The organism is Pseudomonas syringae group sp. J248-6 (assembly GCF_032586995.1).
In the GTDB taxonomy this organism is placed as follows: Bacteria; Pseudomonadota; Gammaproteobacteria; order Pseudomonadales; family Pseudomonadaceae; genus Aquipseudomonas; species Aquipseudomonas amygdali.
Genome location: NZ_JAWHOP010000007.1, coordinates 109,774 through 126,487, shown reverse-complemented (window position 1 = coordinate 126,487; position 16,714 = coordinate 109,774). Strand labels below are relative to the sequence as shown.

Annotated in this window: 12 protein-coding genes and 1 pseudogene; 9 read left to right on the top strand and 4 right to left on the bottom strand. The window is 58.9% G+C overall.

Annotation, left to right across the window (positions count from 1 at the left end; all coding sequences use genetic code 11):
• Positions 1 to 10 precede the first annotated feature (10 nt).
• The 3 genes from gcvP to RYC17_RS11970 all read left to right on the top strand — a co-directional run bounded on the left by gcvP (position 11) and on the right by RYC17_RS11970 (position 4,717).
• Positions 11 to 2,875 (top strand): aminomethyl-transferring glycine dehydrogenase, encoded by a 2,865-nt coding sequence (gcvP, locus tag RYC17_RS11980; protein ID WP_316903181.1) that lies wholly within the window; start codon positions 11 to 13, stop codon positions 2,873 to 2,875.
• Between the two features lie 92 nt (positions 2,876 to 2,967).
• Positions 2,968 to 4,092, top strand: coding sequence for a glycine cleavage system aminomethyltransferase GcvT (gene gcvT, locus RYC17_RS11975; RefSeq protein WP_316903179.1), 1,125 nt, complete (start codon positions 2,968 to 2,970; stop codon positions 4,090 to 4,092).
• A gap of 412 nt (positions 4,093 to 4,504) precedes the next feature.
• Positions 4,505 to 4,717: a cold-shock protein gene (locus tag RYC17_RS11970; RefSeq protein ID WP_002552288.1), complete on the top strand. Its 213-nt coding sequence runs from the start codon at positions 4,505 to 4,507 to the stop codon at positions 4,715 to 4,717.
• Between the two features lie 143 nt (positions 4,718 to 4,860).
• On the opposite strand, the gene lptG is transcribed toward RYC17_RS11970, so the two are convergent.
• Complete coding sequence (lptG, locus tag RYC17_RS11965) at positions 4,861 to 5,922, bottom strand: LPS export ABC transporter permease LptG (RefSeq protein ID WP_002552287.1); 1,062 nt, start codon at positions 5,920 to 5,922, stop codon at positions 4,861 to 4,863.
• Positions 5,909 to 7,036: an LPS export ABC transporter permease LptF gene (gene lptF, locus RYC17_RS11960; RefSeq protein ID WP_002552286.1), complete on the bottom strand. Its 1,128-nt coding sequence runs from the start codon at positions 7,034 to 7,036 to the stop codon at positions 5,909 to 5,911. The genes lptG and lptF overlap by 14 nt, the downstream gene beginning before the upstream one ends.
• 319 nt (positions 7,037 to 7,355) lie before the next feature.
• Between lptF and RYC17_RS11955 the strand changes: the two genes are divergently transcribed.
• Genes RYC17_RS11955 through RYC17_RS11945 form a run of 3 tightly spaced genes read left to right on the top strand, consistent with a single transcriptional unit; the run spans position 7,356 to position 9,780 of the window.
• Positions 7,356 to 8,846 (top strand): leucyl aminopeptidase, encoded by a 1,491-nt coding sequence (locus RYC17_RS11955; RefSeq protein WP_316903177.1) that lies wholly within the window; start codon positions 7,356 to 7,358, stop codon positions 8,844 to 8,846.
• Positions 8,847 to 8,903: 57 nt separating this feature from the next.
• Complete coding sequence (locus RYC17_RS11950) at positions 8,904 to 9,332, top strand: DNA polymerase III subunit chi (RefSeq protein WP_005756882.1); 429 nt, start codon at positions 8,904 to 8,906, stop codon at positions 9,330 to 9,332.
• Positions 9,333 to 9,339: 7 nt separating this feature from the next.
• Positions 9,340 to 9,780, top strand: coding sequence for a DNA polymerase III subunit chi (locus RYC17_RS11945; protein ID WP_316903174.1), 441 nt, complete (start codon positions 9,340 to 9,342; stop codon positions 9,778 to 9,780).
• A 43-nt stretch (positions 9,781 to 9,823) separates the two neighbouring features.
• Here the strand turns inward: RYC17_RS11945 and RYC17_RS11940 are convergent, their stop codons facing one another.
• Complete coding sequence (locus tag RYC17_RS11940) at positions 9,824 to 10,918, bottom strand: RHS repeat-associated core domain-containing protein (RefSeq protein ID WP_316903172.1); 1,095 nt, start codon at positions 10,916 to 10,918, stop codon at positions 9,824 to 9,826.
• 273 nt (positions 10,919 to 11,191) lie between these two features.
• Between RYC17_RS11940 and RYC17_RS11935 the strand changes: the two are divergent.
• Positions 11,192 to 11,362 (top strand): annotated as a pseudogene (locus RYC17_RS11935) (DNA polymerase III subunit chi); the annotation flags it as partial.
• A gap of 44 nt (positions 11,363 to 11,406) precedes the next feature.
• Here RYC17_RS11935 and RYC17_RS11930 read toward each other — a convergent pair.
• The gene (locus RYC17_RS11930; protein WP_316903170.1) at positions 11,407 to 12,489 is read right to left on the bottom strand and encodes an RHS repeat-associated core domain-containing protein; all 1,083 of its coding nucleotides are present in this window, start codon (positions 12,487 to 12,489) and stop codon (positions 11,407 to 11,409) included.
• Positions 12,490 to 12,657: 168 nt separating this feature from the next.
• On the opposite strand from RYC17_RS11930, the gene RYC17_RS11925 reads away from it, so the two are divergent.
• Both RYC17_RS11925 and rlmF read left to right on the top strand, forming a co-directional pair.
• Positions 12,658 to 15,504, top strand: a complete 2,847-nt coding sequence (locus RYC17_RS11925) for a valine--tRNA ligase (RefSeq protein WP_316903168.1) — start codon at positions 12,658 to 12,660, stop codon at positions 15,502 to 15,504.
• 86 nt (positions 15,505 to 15,590) lie between these two features.
• Positions 15,591 to 16,577: a 23S rRNA (adenine(1618)-N(6))-methyltransferase RlmF gene (rlmF, locus tag RYC17_RS11920; RefSeq protein WP_316903241.1), complete on the top strand. Its 987-nt coding sequence runs from the start codon at positions 15,591 to 15,593 to the stop codon at positions 16,575 to 16,577.
• Positions 16,578 to 16,714: the final 137 nt, after the last annotated feature.

Below are 16,714 nucleotides of genomic sequence, written 5' to 3'. Positions count from 1 at the left end.
GGAGCAAGCCATGACTGACCGTATTGAACTGACCACTGCCAACGAATTCATCGCCCGCCACATTGGCCCGCGCGCTGCCGACGAACAGGCCATGTTGCAGACGCTGGGCTTCGACTCCATTGAAGCGCTGAGCGAAAGCGTTATCCCGGAAAGCATCAAGGGCACCAGCGTGCTGAACCTGCCTGCCGGGCAGAGTGAAGCTGATGCGCTGGCGTCCATCAAGGCCATCGCCGGCAAGAATCAGCTGTTTAAAACCTACATCGGCCAGGGTTATTACAACACCCACACGCCGGCCCCGATTCTGCGCAACCTGCTGGAAAACCCGGCCTGGTACACCGCCTACACGCCCTATCAGCCAGAAATTTCCCAGGGCCGCCTGGAGTCACTGCTCAATTTTCAGACGCTGATCAGCGACCTGACCGGCCTGCCGATTGCCAACGCGTCCTTGCTCGACGAAGCGACCGCTGCTGCAGAAGCAATGACCTTTTGCAAACGCTTGAGCAAGAACAAAGGCAGCCAGCAGTTTTTCGCCTCCAGCCACTGCCATCCGCAGACACTTGATGTGTTGCGTACCCGTGCCGAGCCATTGGGCATCACCGTTGTGGTGGCGGACGAAGCCGAGTTGGGCGACGTCAGCGATTACTTTGGCGCGTTGCTGCAATACCCTGCCAGCAACGGCGACGTGTTCGATTACCGCGAGCTGGTCGAACGCTTCCATGCTGCCAACGCGCTGGTCGCCGTGGCTGCCGACTTGCTGGCCCTGACGTTGCTGACCCCGCCAGGCGAATTTGGCGCCGACGTGGCCATCGGCAGCGCACAACGCTTCGGTGTACCGCTGGGCTTCGGCGGCCCGCATGCGGCTTACTTCTCGACCCGCGATGCTTTCAAGCGCGACATGCCGGGCCGCCTGGTCGGCGTATCGGTGGACCGTCACGGCAAGCAGGCCCTGCGTCTGGCCATGCAGACCCGCGAACAGCATATTCGTCGCGAGAAGGCCACCAGCAACATTTGCACTGCACAGGTTCTGCTGGCCAACATCGCCAGCATGTACGCCGTCTACCATGGCCCGCGCGGCCTGACACAGATCGCCAGGCGCGTTCACCAGTTGACCGCGATCCTTGCCGAAGGCTTGAGCACGCTGGGTCTGAAGGCCGAGCAGGCATTCTTCTTCGACAGCCTTACCCTGAACACCGGCAGCAGGACCGCTGCCCTGCACGCAGCGGCTCGCGCCAGGCACATCAACCTGCGTGAAATCGATGACCAGCACCTGGGTCTGTCACTGGACGAAACCACCTCGCAGTCGGCAGTTGAAACGCTGTGGGAAATCTTCGCCAGCGACGCTCAGAACCTGCCGGACTTCACCGCACTGGCCGCCAGCGTCCCGTCGCGCCTGCCCGCTGCGCTGCTGCGTCAGTCGGCAATCCTCAGCCACCCGGTGTTCAACCGCTACCACTCTGAAACCGAACTGATGCGCTACCTGCGCAAGCTGGCCGACAAGGATCTGGCGCTGGACCGCACCATGATTCCATTGGGCTCGTGCACCATGAAGCTCAACGCCGCCAGTGAAATGATCCCGGTGACCTGGGCCGAATTCGGCAACCTGCACCCGTTCGCCCCGGCCGAGCAAAGTGCCGGGTATCAACAATTGACCGACGAGCTGGAGGCCATGCTCTGTGCCGCCACCGGTTATGACGCGATCTCGCTGCAGCCGAACGCCGGTTCACAGGGTGAATACGCCGGACTGCTGGCCATCCGCGCTTATCACCAGAGCCGTGGCGATGAGCATCGCGATATCTGCCTGATCCCTTCATCGGCACACGGCACCAACCCGGCCACTGCCAACATGGCCGGTATGCGTGTCGTGGTCACCGCCTGCGATGCACGTGGCAACGTCGATATCGAAGACCTGCGCGCCAAGGCCGTTCAACACCGCGACCAGCTTGCGGCGATCATGATCACCTACCCGTCCACCCACGGTGTATTCGAAGAAGGCATCCGCGAAATCTGCGGTATCGTTCACGACAACGGTGGCCAGGTCTACATTGACGGCGCCAACATGAACGCCATGGTCGGCCTGTGCGCTCCGGGCAAATTCGGTGGCGATGTATCGCACCTCAACCTGCACAAGACCTTCTGCATTCCGCACGGCGGCGGTGGCCCAGGCGTTGGTCCTATCGGCGTCAAATCCCATCTCGCACCGTTCATGCCGGGCCATGCACGCATGGAGCGCAAGGAAGGCGCAGTCTGCGCAGCCCCGTTCGGCAGCGCCAGCATCCTGCCAATCACCTGGATGTACATCCGCATGATGGGCGGCGAAGGCCTGAAACGCGCTTCGCAGCTGGCGATCCTCAACGCCAACTACATTTCGCGCCGCCTGGAAGAGCACTACCCGGTGCTGTACACCGGCACCAACGGGCTGGTTGCCCACGAATGCATCCTTGACCTGCGCCCTATCAAGGACAGCAGCGGCATCAGCGTCGATGACGTGGCCAAGCGTCTGATCGACTTTGGCTTCCATGCCCCGACCATGTCGTTCCCGGTTGCCGGGACCTTGATGATCGAGCCGACCGAGAGCGAGTCCAGAGAAGAGCTGGACCGTTTCTGCGACGCCATGATCAAGATCCGTGAAGAAATACGCGCAGTTGAAAACGGCACACTGGACAAAGACGACAACCCGTTGAAAAACGCCCCGCACACCGCTGCGGAAATCGTCGGCCAATGGAGCCATCCTTACAGCCGCGAACAGGCGGTGTATCCGGTTGATTCGTTGATCGAGAACAAGTACTGGCCTCCGGTCGGCCGTGTCGACAACGTCTTCGGCGACCGCAATCTGGTCTGTGCCTGCCCGTCCATCGAGAGCTATCAGGAAGCCTGATAGCCCGTGCCCTGGCATGCCTGTGCGCAGCTCGATAGTGAGCGCGCACAGGCAATGCCGTTCTGCATGGCCCGCTCAACAAGGAATTGAACATGTCCACAGAAACCCTGCTGACCACTCCCCTGCACGCCCTTCACCGAGAACTCGGCGCGAAGATGGTGCCCTTCGCCGGTTACGACATGCCCGTGCAATACCCGGCTGGCGTAATGAAAGAACATTTGCACACTCGCGCACAGGCCGGCCTGTTCGATGTCTCGCACATGGGCCAGATTCGTCTTACCGGTACAGATGCTGCCAAGGCCCTTGAGGCCCTGGTGCCGGTGGACATCATTGACCTGCCGGTCGGCATGCAACGCTATGCGATGTTCACCAACGATGCTGGCGGCATTCTCGATGACCTGATGGTTGCCAATCTCGGCAATGATCAAATGATGCTGGTGGTCAACGCGGCCTGCAAGAATCAGGACCTGGCGCACTTGCGCAAGCACCTGGCGGGGCATTGCACTATCGAACCGTTGTTCGAAGAGCGCGCCCTGCTCGCCCTGCAAGGTCCGGCCGCTGTCACGGTGCTGGCGCGCCTTGCGCCGGAAGTGGCGAAGATGACCTTCATGCAGTTCGCCAGCGTCAAGCTGCTGGACGTTCAATGCTATGTCAGCCGCTCGGGCTATACCGGCGAAGACGGCTATGAAATTTCAGTACCGGCCGAACAGGCTGAAGCCCTGGCGCGCCGCCTGCTGGAAGAGCCGGAAGTTGCCCCGATCGGTTTGGGCGCACGTGATTCGCTGCGACTGGAAGCAGGTTTGTGCCTGTACGGTCATGACATGGACACCGACACCTCACCGGTGGAGGCCAGCCTGTTATGGGCTATTTCCAAAGTGCGTCGCGCCGACGGTGCACGTGCAGGCGGCTTCCCGGGAGCAGAGCAGGTCTTTGCCCAGCAACAGAACGGTGTCGCCAAAAAACGTGTCGGCCTGCTTCCCGAAGAGCGTACGCCAGTGCGTGAGGGCACAGAAATCGTCGATGAACAGGGCACTGTCATCGGCACTGTCTGCAGCGGCGGTTTTGGCCCGAGCCTGGCTGGCCCGCTGGCCATGGGTTATTTGAACAACGCTTACACCACGCTGGATACACAGGTCTGGGCAATGGTGCGCGGCAAGAAAGTGCCCATGCGTGTTGCAAAAATGCCTTTCGTTGCACAACGTTACTTTCGCGGCTAAACAACGGCGTCAAAAAAACAGCAATACTTCACTGTTGCGCAGGTGCTGTTACACACTACTGTTTCGGCCGTGTTTCAACCGAGTGAACAGTCTGTTGTATATGCCAAAAATGCACCTATAAAGTGCAAAATGTTATGACAGACCAAACACCGTGCACAGCAGGCAAACACGCCGGGCATAACGCTCTACCCCCCGGAAACAGGGTACAAGGCAGGGGGGTTGTATTTGTAACGAGAGTTGGCGTAGAGTTTCCGGACTGTGTTTGCATGGGTCGCCGAATCTGGACCTGGGCAGTAGCTCTAGGTTTGCTACAACCCGTTCTACGTTTCTTACTTCCTGCAACCAGCCCCAGTGCTCTTTCGTGTGAAAGAGGCTGTAACCAATTCAAGTCAAGCGTCAAGGAAATAAGAAAATGGCTGATCGTCAGAGCGGTACCGTCAAGTGGTTCAACGATGAAAAAGGTTTTGGTTTTATCACTCCTGAGAGCGGGCCGGATCTGTTCGTACACTTCCGCGCCATCCAGGGTAACGGCTTCAAAAGCCTGAAAGAAGGCCAGAAAGTTACCTTCGTTGCCGTACAGGGCCAGAAAGGCATGCAGGCTGACGAAGTTCAAGCCGAAGCCTGATACGACACACTCTCGTATGCACAAAAAGCCTCTGACAGCGATGTCAGAGGCTTTTTTGCATGTGCGATTCGCTCAGCAAGCGCATGAGTACGCCCATGAAAAAGCCGACTCGAGGTCGGCTTTTTCACTGCGGTTACACGACGCTATCCGGCGCGGCGCAGCAGATACACCCCGGCCAGCGCACAGGCTGCAGCAGGCATCAGCACGGCCAGCAACGGCGGGAAACCGAACAGCAGGCTGGACGGGCCGAGCAGGTCCTGAATGATGCGGAAGGTAAAGCCGACTACCACCCCCGTGAACACACGCTGCCCCAGCGTAACCGAGCGCAACGGGCCGAAGATGAACGAGATTGCCATCAGCACCAGCGCCACTGTCACAGCCGGTTGCAATACCTTGGTCCAGAACGCCAGCCAGTAGCGGCCATTGCTCAAGCCCTGATCAGCCAGATAATGCGCGTAGTTCCAGAGACCGCTGATCGAAAGCGACTCGGGCGGCATGATCACTGTGCTCAGCAATTGCGGGCTCAACGCTACATCCCAGCGCTCGACCGGCGTATTGATAACCTCGGTACGGCCGTCATTGAAGTGCGTGGTACTGACGTCCTTCAACTCCCAGTAATCGGTCTTGAAATTGGCCTCTTTGGCAAAGCTGGACGTCAGCATGTGGCGTTGATCGTCGAAACGATAACGTGTCACGCCGAGCATCAGGCCATTGGGCTGGACGGTGTTGATGTGGATGAATTCGTCACCCTGACGGTGCCACAGACCATGCCTGGCGCTCTGCGCATCACCCGAGCCCTGAGCCAGCGAGCGAGCGGCCTGAGCCTGGTTCTCGGCGTAGGGAGCCACGTACTCGCCGACCAGTACACCAGCGACCATCAATAGCAGCATCGGCTTCATGACCGCCCAGACGATGCGCCCGATGGACACACCTGCTGCACGCATGATGGTCAGTTCGCTGCTGCTGGCCAGCGTACCCAGACCAATGAGGCAACCGATCAGGGCAGCCATTGGCAGGGTGTCGTAGACACGCCGCGGCGCGGTCAGCATGACGTAGCTGAGGGCATCCGCCAGTGTGTAGGTGTCACTGATATCACCCATCTCGTCGATGAACGCGAACAATGAAACCAGCCCCAGAATGATTCCCAGAACCGCAAGAATCGCCAGCAATACGCTTTTACCGATGTATCGATCAAGCTTGACCACGAGTCACCTCCGTGACGCTGCGACGACTCGCCATCTTCAGACGCAGAGGCTCCCAATAGAACAACAGCAGGCCAATGGACAGGTAGATGCCATGCACCCACCACATGCCCAGGCTGAGCGGCAGCTTGCCCTTCTCCAGCGAACTGCGCACCGAGATCAGAATGGCCAGATAAGACATGTACAGAAGGATCGCCGGCAAAAGTTTCAGGTAACGGCCCTGACGCGGATTGACGCGCGACAACGGAATAGCCATCAACGTGACGATAAACACCGACAGCGGCAGCGAAATACGCCATTGCAGCTCGGCGACAGAGCGCGGTGCCGGGTTGCCGATCAGTTCGCTGGTCGGAATGGCCTCACGGTCGGTGATTTCTTCACTGATTTCCGGTTTGGGCAGCATCGCCCCGTAGGTGTCGTACTTGATCACACGATAATCAGCCGCACCAGGATTGCCATCGTAGCGGTAGCCGTTTTCGAGGATCAGGAAGCGACTGCCATTGGGCCTTACCTCCTGATGGCCCTTCTCTGCCACCAGCACGGTAATACCGTTGTCCTTGCTCTTGTCGCCGGACATGCGTTTTTCAGAGATGAACACACCAGCCAGTTGCGAGCGGTCTTCCGACAGTTCCTTGGTGTAAGTGATACGCGTACCGTCACGCAGCGCCTGAAAACGGCCCGGCACCAGCGTGTCGAACTCGGTCATGGCGTCCTGCTTGTTGATCAGCAGCGAAAACTGGGTAGCGCCCTGTGGAGCCAGACTGAAACTCAGCCAGGCGACCAACAGCCCGACCAGCGTGGCAGGCCCCATGGTGATGGCAAGCAGCCGCTGCTGACTCATGCCGGTGGCGGCCAGCACGGTCATTTCACTTTCCAGGTACAGGCGCCCGTAAGCCATGAGAATGCCAAGGAACAGGCCCAGCGGCAGAATTACCTGCAGAAAGCCTGGCAGGCGGAAGCCCATGATCAGGAACAGCACGCCCGGATCGAGCGCACCGGACGCGGCCTGCGCCAGGTACTTGATGAAGCGTCCGCTCATGATGAACACCAGCAGCACGGCGCTGACCGCGCTCAAGGTAAGCAGCACTTCTCGGGACAGATAACGGAAGACAATCAAACCAGACACTCCAGAGTTGTCAGGCTCAGGCAGCCAAACAGGGAAAAATTGTGAGCCACGGCAACCAGAGATTCACGCCGGCAAAAGGCGTGGGCATCAAAAAATATGCGGCATTATCCTGTGATTGTGTGTTTCTGTCACTGCGCACCGGGGATAGTTCGCACATACACGCAAAGCAGGCGGCTCTACGGGGTTGTCAGCAGTCGTGCAGCGGGGTCAAACTGCAAGGCTTACCGCGGGCATCCACCTTGAAAACACTCAGGCCATCCCGCGTACATCATTCATATTGCGACTCTCATCGTCTACTCGGGGACCCCACATGGAATTGGTTGTTAAAAGCGTAAGCCCAGAAACCTTGAAAACCGCAACGCTGGTGGTCACCGTCGGCGAAAGCCGTGTACTGGTTGGTGCTGCCAAGGCTGTCGATATCCTCAGCGGCGGAGCCATCTCCCTCATTCTCAAACGCGGTGATCTGGCGGGCAAGGTCGGTCAGAGCCTGCTGCTGCACAACCTGCCCAACATCAAGGCAGAGCGCGTTCTGCTGATCGGTACCGGCAAGGAAGGTGAACTGTCGGACCGCCAGCTGAAAAAAATCGTCGGTGCAACACTGACCTGCCTCAAAGGCCTGGGCGGCAGCGACGCTGCGATTGCGCTCGATGACCTGTCAGTGAAAAACCGCGACACCTACGGCACGGCTCGCCTGCTGGTCGAGGCTCTGGCGGATGGCGAATACGTCTTCGACCGCTTCAAGACCCAGAAAGCCGAAGTTCGCGCCCTGAAAAAAATCACCCTGCTGACCGACAAGGTCCGCATAGCCGACATCGAGCGCGCTTCCACTCACGCCAAGGCGATCGCCACCGGCATGGCACTGACCCGCGACCTGGGCAATCTGCCACCTAACATCTGCCACCCGACCTACCTGGGCGAAGAAGCCAAGGCGCTGGGCAAGGCACACAAGAATCTGAAAGTGGAAGTTCACGACGAGAAGAAACTGGCCGAACTGGGCATGGGCTCTTTCCTCGCAGTGGCTCAAGGCAGCGCCCAGCCACCTCGCCTGATCGTCATGAACTATCAGGGTGCCAAGAAAGGTGATCAGCCCTTCGTACTGGTCGGTAAAGGCATCACGTTCGACACCGGCGGCATCAGCATCAAGCCTGCCTCGGGCATGGACGAGATGAAGTTCGACATGTGCGGCGCTGCCAGCGTGTTCGGTACCCTGCGCGCTGTACTGGAACTGAAACTGCCGATCAATCTGGTGTGTATTCTGGCCTGCGCCGAAAACATGCCGAGCGGCACCGCTACACGTCCCGGCGACATCGTCACTACCATGAGTGGCCAGACGGTCGAAATTCTCAACACCGACGCTGAAGGCCGTCTGGTGCTGTGCGATGCACTGACCTACGCCGAACGCTTCAAGCCACAGGCAGTCATCGACATCGCCACTCTCACCGGCGCGTGCGTGGTTGCGCTGGGCGGCCACACTTCCGGCCTGCTGGGCAACAACGACGCGCTGATCAATCAGTTGCTCGACGCGGGCAAACAGGCGGATGACCGTGCCTGGCAGTTGCCATTGTTCGATGAGTACCAGGAGCAGCTCGACAGCCCGTTCGCCGACATCGCCAATATCGGTGGCCCGAAAGGCGGCACCATCACGGCGGCCTGCTTCCTGTCGCGCTTCACCAAGGCCTATGACTGGGCTCACCTGGACATCGCCGGCACTGCATGGCTGAGCGGCGGCAAGGAAAAAGGCGCCACCGGACGTCCGGTTCCGCTGCTGACCCAGTACCTGCTCGACCGCGCTGGCGTATAAAAAGACACCCTGGCGTGTCGGCTTCACGGTCGATACGCCACTGGTTCTGGAACCTGTATGACCCAAGTCGATTTTTACATCCTGCCCAGCGCCGATCCTGCCGCGCGCCTGGACTTTGCCTGCAAACTCACGGAAAAAGCCTGGCGTTTGGGCCACAAGGTCTATCTGCATTGCAGCGATGCAGCGCAGCGTGAAGACCTTGATGCCCGGCTCTGGCGCTTCAGGGGCGAAGTGTTTCTGCCCCACGGCGACGCCGAGAGCGACTCCGATGCCCCCGTGGTGCTGGGTCTGGGTGACGACTCGGGCGCTCACGAGGACCTGCTGGTCAACCTCGACCTGAGCATTCCGGCCTTCTTCAAACGCTTCGCCCGCGTGGCAGAAGTGGTTGTCGAAGACCCGGCCATACGTCTTGCCGCACGCGAGAGTTTCCGTTCATACCGTGAACAGGGCTATCCTCCGCAAGATCACCGACTGCAGCGCCTTTGAGGACACGATGGATACTTCAAAAAAAGCTGAATCCGCGCATTTGCTGAACGATCTGGAATCGATCCGCCAATTGCTCGGCGATGACCCCGCACACTCCCCGCTGCCGAACGACCCGGCTCGTCCGGAAGGCCAGATTCCTCTGTTATTCGATGTGGTCGGCGCTCGCCCCGACGCGGCGTATCAGCAGGACTTCGACGCAGACGACATCCCGACACTGACGCCTGATGTGCAAGCTGCACCAGTCGAGCAGCTTCAGACCGTTCAACAGCCTGCCCAGCCTCAAGCACTGCCGAACCCGGATGCCCTGCTGCATCTGGACAACGAATTGCGTGCCGCCGCGCAGTTGATCCTGCAGGACGTGATCGCCGACTTCGCCCCGCACATCGAGACTGAAATCAAGCGTCGGCTGGAGGCAAGGCTGGAGCGGTTATTGGCCCAGCAGAAGTGAACGTGTGATCAGGAGTCCGGAGTACACACGCATGCAGACGCTGTCAGGGAGAATTCAATAGGGAGCGAATCTCTGCTACTTGCCGCTCCATTTTCCCCTTGAGACTAACTTGGGCATACCAGGCTCCCATGAGCGTTTTGCGTTTAGCCACATCTCTTTTTATATTTAGCAGCATTTCGGGAGACCCTTCGTGCTCCTTGAGCTTAATAGCCGATGCCTTCTTGAAATCGTCGTAACCGGTATTGGGTTTACCCGTGAATTTGTCAGAGAATGAGTGCTCTACACGCCAGGCCTCCTTGATTCGATCGCTCATTTTTTGACTGGCGTTCGCCGTGACTTTTTCAAACCGTACTTTGAAGTCTGCACTCTTGAATACACTCGGCAGAAAACCCGGTTCGTTTTCTATAGCGCTGCGAAGGTCCAACAGTACGTCTGGGTTACTGGCGTCTACAAAACGCTTATTTAACTGCACGGCTATCAGCCCGGCTCCTCTCTCATTCAACGTATTAGACGCTCCACTCACTGCGGCCATATTTTTGAAAGACAGGTGCCTGAATATTCTGTCAAGCGCCAGGTCTGGTAACGTGTCGAGAAAGAGTCTGTGGACCCCGACATGTCCACCCGGATCACTTCGATTAACCGGATCCCCCTGACAGTAAACATACGCATTCAGGCCTCCCCGCCCAAACGGACTTAACGAGTCTGGCCGGTTGAAACGCATCAGCACCGGGTTGAACGCGCGGTAGCCGTTACCCAGCAGGTAATGCCCGGTCACAGGGTCCGCGCGCTCGCCATTGAAGCCGGAAAAGGGGCCGCCCTGCGCGCGATGTCCGTAAGGGCTATAAGCAAGCGGCTGCCGTTCCTCTGAACTCAGGGCATGCAGCACGCTGATTTGCCTGTCGGTGCCCAGCAGGTCGGTCCGAGTGATGGAGCCGTCCGTTTCATACTCAGCCAACAAGCGATCATCGCCGTGAAATACACGACGGCGCGTTGCACCCTGTATCTCGACCGTCAAACGGTTCTTTTGATAAAAACGCGACACTGCACCCTTTGCTCCGGGGTCGACGACGGCAATACGGTCCAGCGCGTCATAGCGATATCGACACAGTACGTGCCTGCTTTCCGAAGTCTTGTTCATGGCCGCATTCGTCCTGTGATCAATGCTTGAACACCGGATCATGCCCCTCTCCCCCCTCGCCGCCTACTGACAGATCTGCCAGCTGTGGCCCGGCACATATGTGCTTGTCGCTTGCCGTCAGGTCTATGCTTACCGGTTTACGAATCAATGCCACAGGTTCCCGCCGCGCATGGACAAGACTTACCAGCCGTACGCCATCGAAACTTCCTGGTATCAGACCTGGGAGCCCGAAAATTTATTTCGCTCCGCAAGGCGTAGCAGACAGCTCCACCGCAAGCGCAGCACAACCCTGATGCACTGCTTCATCTGAACAGCGAACTGCGCGCAGCCGCGCAATTGATCATGCAGGACGTGGTCGACGGCTTCGCCCTACCTATAGAAAACGAGATCAAGCGTCGGCTGAAGGCAAGGCTGGAGCGGTTATTGGCGCAGCAGAAGAAGTGAAGCGCGCGGTTTGGAAACTGGCTCACATGCGTGTGGATACGTTATTAGCGAGGATTGAATGTGGAGCGGATATCAGCTATACGCCGGCCCGTGTCTGCTTCACGATTGATAAGTTCATTCCATTCCTTGTGCAACTTCCTGTAGTTTTCCATGAGCCCAGTGATTCTTGTCAGGCTCTCTGACTGATAGCGCTGGGCACGCTCTAGCGCGCGCGTAGCCTGCAACTCACTGCTTCCACTCACGCCAGCCACGTGATCAAGAATCGATTGTGTTTGACGATCAATGCTATTTATCTTTCTACTGAATCCTTGCTCGATGCTCGTCGCTACATACTTGAACTGCGCGCTGTAGAAAGCGTCATGGCTTAGCGCCCCGGTCGTACTTAAATGCCCTTCAATTGTCGGCAGTGCGCTGGGATCGTTTATATCAACCCAAACCTTTTTTAATGTTTTTGATACTCTCTTACCTATTTGAGGGGTCGTTGCACTCAGCGCGGCCGCGTCTCCTAGAGAAACGCGCCCGAGTATATTCTTAAGGGCATTCTCAGGCAGCTCTTCAAAAACAAAACGCCTGGCCGCGCTGGCGAGCGCCGCCACGGGAATATGTCCATCAGGATCACTCCTGTTAACCGGATCCCCCTGACAGTAGGCATACGCATTCAGGCCTCCCCGTCCAAATGGACTCAGGGTGTCCGGGCTATTGAATCGCATCAGCACCGGGTTGAAAGCGCGATAGCCGTTACCCAGCAGGTAATGCCCGGTCACAGGGTCCGCACGCTCGCCGTTGAAGCCGGAAAAGGGGCCGCCCGGCAAGCGATGTCCGTAAGGGCTATAGCCCAGCGGCTGGTGCCCCTCCGAACTCAAAGCATGCAATACACTGCTTTGCAGGTCGGTGGCCAGAAGGTCCGTCCGGGCGACAGAGCCTTCAGTCTCATACTCCGCCAACAAAAGGTTTTCACCGTGAAATACACGGCGACGCGTTGCGCCCTGTATCTCGACCGTCAAACGGTTCTTTTGATAAAAACGCGACACTTCACCCTGTGCTCCGGGGTCGACGAAGGCAATACGATCCAGCGCGTCATAGCGATATCGGCACAGTACGCGCCTGCTTTCCGAAGTCTTGTCCATGGCCGCATCCGTCCTGTGATCAATGCTTGAACACCGGATCATGCCCCTTGGTCCACTCGCCGCCAACTGGCAGATCTGCCAGTTGTGGCCCGGCGCTTATGGCTTGTCGCTGGCCGTCAGGTCTATACTTACCGGTTTCCGAATCAATGCCACAGGTTCCCGCCGCGCATGGACAAGACTTACCAGCCGCACGCCATCGAAACTTCCTGGTATCAGACCTGGGAGTCCGAAAATTATTTCGCTCCGCAAGGCGTGGGTGACTCGTACACCATCATGATCCCGCCGCCGAACGTCACCGGCAGCCTGCACATGGGCCACGGCTTCAATAACGCGATCATGGACGCCCTGATCCGTTTCCGTCGCATGCAGGGGCGCAACACGCTGTGGCAACCGGGCACCGACCACGCCGGTATCGCCACGCAGATGCTGGTGGAGCGTCGTCTTGAAGCGCAAGGCGTAAGCCGTCATGAACTGGGCCGCGAGAAGTTTCTGGACAAGATCTGGGAATGGAAAGCCGAGTCCGGCGGCAACATCAGCCGTCAGATCCGCCGCCTGGGCTCGTCCGTCGACTGGAGCCGCGAGCGCTTCACCATGGACGACGGCCTGTCCGACGCCGTGAAGGAAGCCTTCGTGCGCCTGCATGAAGACGGCCTCATTTACCGTGGCAAACGCCTGGTCAACTGGGACACCAAGCTGCACACCGCCATTTCCGACCTCGAAGTGGAGAACCATGACGAGAAAGGTCATCTGTGGAACCTGCGTTATCCACTGGCTGACGGCGCAAAGACCGCCGAAGGTCTGGATTACCTGATCGTGGCCACCACTCGCCCGGAAACCATGCTCGGTGATGCCGCCGTCGCCGTGAACCCGCAGGACGAGCGCTACAAGGCATTGATCGGCAAGTTCGTCGAATTGCCTCTGGTAGGCCGCCGCATCCCGATCATCGCGGACGACTACTGCGACCCTGAATTCGGCACCGGCTGCGTGAAGATCACCCCGGCGCATGACTTCAACGACTATGAAGTCGGCAAACGCCACAACCTGCCGCTGCTGAACATCTTCGACAAGAATGCCAACGTTCTCGCTGCTGCTCAGGTTTTCAACCTTGATGGCACGCTGAACGAAAGCGTCGACGGCAGCCTGCCTGCGGACTACGCCGGTCTCGACCGCTTTGAAGCGCGCAAGCAGATCGTTGCTGCGTTTGATGCCGCCGGCCTGCTGGTCAGCGTCGATGATCACGCCCTGAAGGTGCCGAAAGGCGACCGTTCCGGCACCATCATCGAGCCGTGGCTGACCGATCAGTGGTATGTCTCCACCAAACCGCTGGCCGAGCCTGCGATTGCCGCTGTCGAAGACGGCCGTATCGCGTTCGTGCCCAAGCAATACGAAAACATGTATTTCTCGTGGATGCGCGACATCCAGGACTGGTGCATCAGCCGTCAGCTCTGGTGGGGCCATCGCATTCCGGCCTGGTACGACGAGTCCGGCAAGGTTTACGTCGGCCGCGACGAAGCCGAAGTTCGCACCAAGAACAACCTTGGCCCGGAAATCGCGCTGCAGCAGGACAACGACGTACTCGACACCTGGTTCAGCTCGGGCCTGTGGACCTTCTCCACGCTCGGCTGGCCGGAAAAGACCAAGGCACTGGAAACCTTCCACTCCACCGACGTGCTGGTCACCGGTTTCGACATCATTTTCTTCTGGGTCGCCCGGATGATCATGCTCACCATGCACTTGGTGAAGAACGAGGACGGCACGCCGCAGGTCCCGTTCAAGACTGTTTACGTGCACGGTCTGGTGCGTGACGGCCAAGGCCAGAAGATGTCCAAGTCCAAGGGCAACGTGCTTGACCCGCTGGACATCGTCGACGGTATCGACCTCGAAACGCTGGTAGAGAAACGCACCAGTGGGCTGATGCAGCCGCAGCTGGCGAAGAAGATCGAGAAGCAGACCCGTCAGGAGTTCGCCGACGGCATCGCCAGCTACGGCACCGACGCCCTGCGCTTTACCTTCTGCTCGCTGGCGTCCACCGGTCGCGACATCAAGTTCGACATGGGCCGCGTCGAAGGCTATCGCAACTTCTGCAACAAGATCTGGAACGCTGCGCGTTACGTGCTGGACAAAGGCGAAGACTGCGGCCAGAACGGCGAAGCGGTCGAACTGTCGCTGGCTGATCGCTGGATAATCTCGCAGTTGCAACGCACCGAAGCCGAAGTGACCCGCCAACTGGATCAGTTCCGCTTCGACCTCGCTGCCCAGGCATTGTACGAGTTCATCTGGAACCAGTATTGCGACTGGTATCTGGAGCTGTCCAAGCCTGTGCTGTGGGATGAAACCGCACCGGTCGAACGTCAGCGTGGCACACGCCGTACGCTGGTACGCGTGCTCGAAGTCGCACTGCGCCTTGCGCACCCGTTCATGCCGTTCATCACCGAAGAAATCTGGCAGCGCCTTGCGCCGCTGGCGGGCGCAGAAGGCAAGACCATCATGCTGCAGCCGTGGCCAGTGGCCAACGAAGCACGCATTGACCAGGCGGCCGAAGACGATATCGAATGGCTCAAGGGCCTGATGCTTGCCGTGCGCAACATCCGTGGCGAAATGAACATCGGCCCGGGCAAGCCTCTGCAACTGTTCCTCAAGAATGTGAGTGCCGAGGATCAGCGTCGTTTGAGCGAAAACGATTACCTGCTCAAGAAGCTCGCCAAGCTGGAATCGATGACTGTATTGACCGAGGGTGCAGAAGCGCCACTGTCGGCCACTGCGCTGGTCGGTGACATGGAAGTGCTGGTGCCGATGGCCGGGCTGATCGACAAAGGGGCCGAACTGGCGCGCCTGGACAAGGAAATCCAGCGCCTGCAAGGCGAAGTGCAACGCGTCGGCGGCAAGCTGTCCAACGCCGCCTTCGTCGACAAGGCACCGCCTGAAGTCATCGCCAAGGAACGCGCCAAGCTGACCGAAGCCGAACAGGCGCTGGGCAAGCTGGCCGAGCAACACGCCCGCATCGCCAGCCTGTAAGGTGGCCAGAAAAGCCAGCCCGATTATGGGCTGGCTTTTTGTTATCTGAATTTCTGTACTCGACATCACGGCTGACCATCGACCCCATGACCGATACCCGCAAACCTCCGCGCAAAAAGCCTCAGCGGCCAGCCAAACCTGCTGCGCCGCGTGAAAAGGCCACCTTGCACCCGCGCAATCGTCATCAGGGTCATTACGATTTTCCGAAGCTGATCAAATCCAGCCCCGAGCTGGCAGCGTTCGTGATCCTCAATCCGTATGGCAAGGAAAGCATCGACTTTGCCGATCCGCAGGCGGTGCGGGTGTTCAATCGCGCGCTGCTCAAAGCGTTCTATGGCATCGCCCATTGGGACATTCCGGCCGATTACCTGTGCCCGCCGATTCCGGGGCGTGCGGACTACCTGCACTTCCTCGCCGACTTGTTGGCCGAGGACAATGAAGGCGTGATCCCACGCGGCGCGTCCATCAAGGCGCTGGATATCGGCACCGGAGCCAATTGCATCTACCCGCTGCTGGGGCATAGCGACTATGGCTGGCAGTTCGTTGGCTCGGACATCGACAGCACGGCCATCGCGGCGGCTACCACGATCATCAAAGCCAATGGCCTCAGCAAGGCCATCAGCGTGCGCCAGCAGGGCAATCGCAAGCAGATCCTGCTAGGGTTGCTCGACAGCAGCGAACGCTTCCACGTGAGCCTCTGCAACCCTCCCTTCCATGCTTCGCTGGATGAGGCGCAGCGTGGCAGCCAACGAAAATGGCGCGCACTGGGCAAGGCTGATCCCAAGCGCAAGCTGCCGGTTCTCAACTTCGGCGGGCAATCTCAGGAGCTGTGGTGCGAAGGCGGCGAGATCGGCTTCGTGACCCGGCTGATTCAGGAAAGCGCCACATTGCCAGGCCAGGTGGTGTGGTTCAGCACCCTGGTGTCCAAGGCATCCAACCTGCCGCCGATCCAGAGCGCCCTGAAAAAAGCCGGCGCGCTTGAAGTGAAGGTAGTCGAGATGGGCCAGGGCCAAAAACAAAGCCGCTTCGTGGCCTGGACCTTCCTTGACAAGGCACAACGCACACCCCACTGATAGGGCTATCGTACGACGCTCCGCCGACATGCCTTAATCTCGATTATCGTGCGACGCTCCGCGTCGCATGCCGTTCTGGACGCTCTGCGTCCTCTCTTGAGTATGCAGTGCGGCGCAGATCTGTGACGCGGAGCGTC

Bases quoted from the DNA above. Each gene is read 5' to 3' on its own strand.
- RYC17_RS11970 (WP_002552288.1), top strand. From the start codon at position 4,505: ATGGCTGATCGTCAGAGCGGTACCGTCAAGTGGTTCAACGATGAAAAA.
- RYC17_RS11930 (WP_316903170.1), bottom strand. From the start codon at position 12,489: ATGGACAAGACTTCGGAAAGCAGGCGCGTACTGTGCCGATATCGCTAT.
- RYC17_RS11955 (WP_316903177.1), top strand. From the start codon at position 7,356: ATGGAATTGGTTGTTAAAAGCGTAAGCCCAGAAACCTTGAAAACCGCA.
- gcvT (WP_316903179.1), top strand. From the start codon at position 2,968: ATGTCCACAGAAACCCTGCTGACCACTCCCCTGCACGCCCTTCACCGA.
- RYC17_RS11950 (WP_005756882.1), top strand. From the start codon at position 8,904: ATGACCCAAGTCGATTTTTACATCCTGCCCAGCGCCGATCCTGCCGCG.
- gcvP (WP_316903181.1), top strand. From the start codon at position 11: ATGACTGACCGTATTGAACTGACCACTGCCAACGAATTCATCGCCCGC.
- RYC17_RS11925 (WP_316903168.1), top strand. From the start codon at position 12,658: ATGGACAAGACTTACCAGCCGCACGCCATCGAAACTTCCTGGTATCAG.
- RYC17_RS11940 (WP_316903172.1), bottom strand. From the start codon at position 10,918: ATGAACAAGACTTCGGAAAGCAGGCACGTACTGTGTCGATATCGCTAT.
- RYC17_RS11945 (WP_316903174.1), top strand. From the start codon at position 9,340: ATGGATACTTCAAAAAAAGCTGAATCCGCGCATTTGCTGAACGATCTG.
- rlmF (WP_316903241.1), top strand. From the start codon at position 15,591: ATGACCGATACCCGCAAACCTCCGCGCAAAAAGCCTCAGCGGCCAGCC.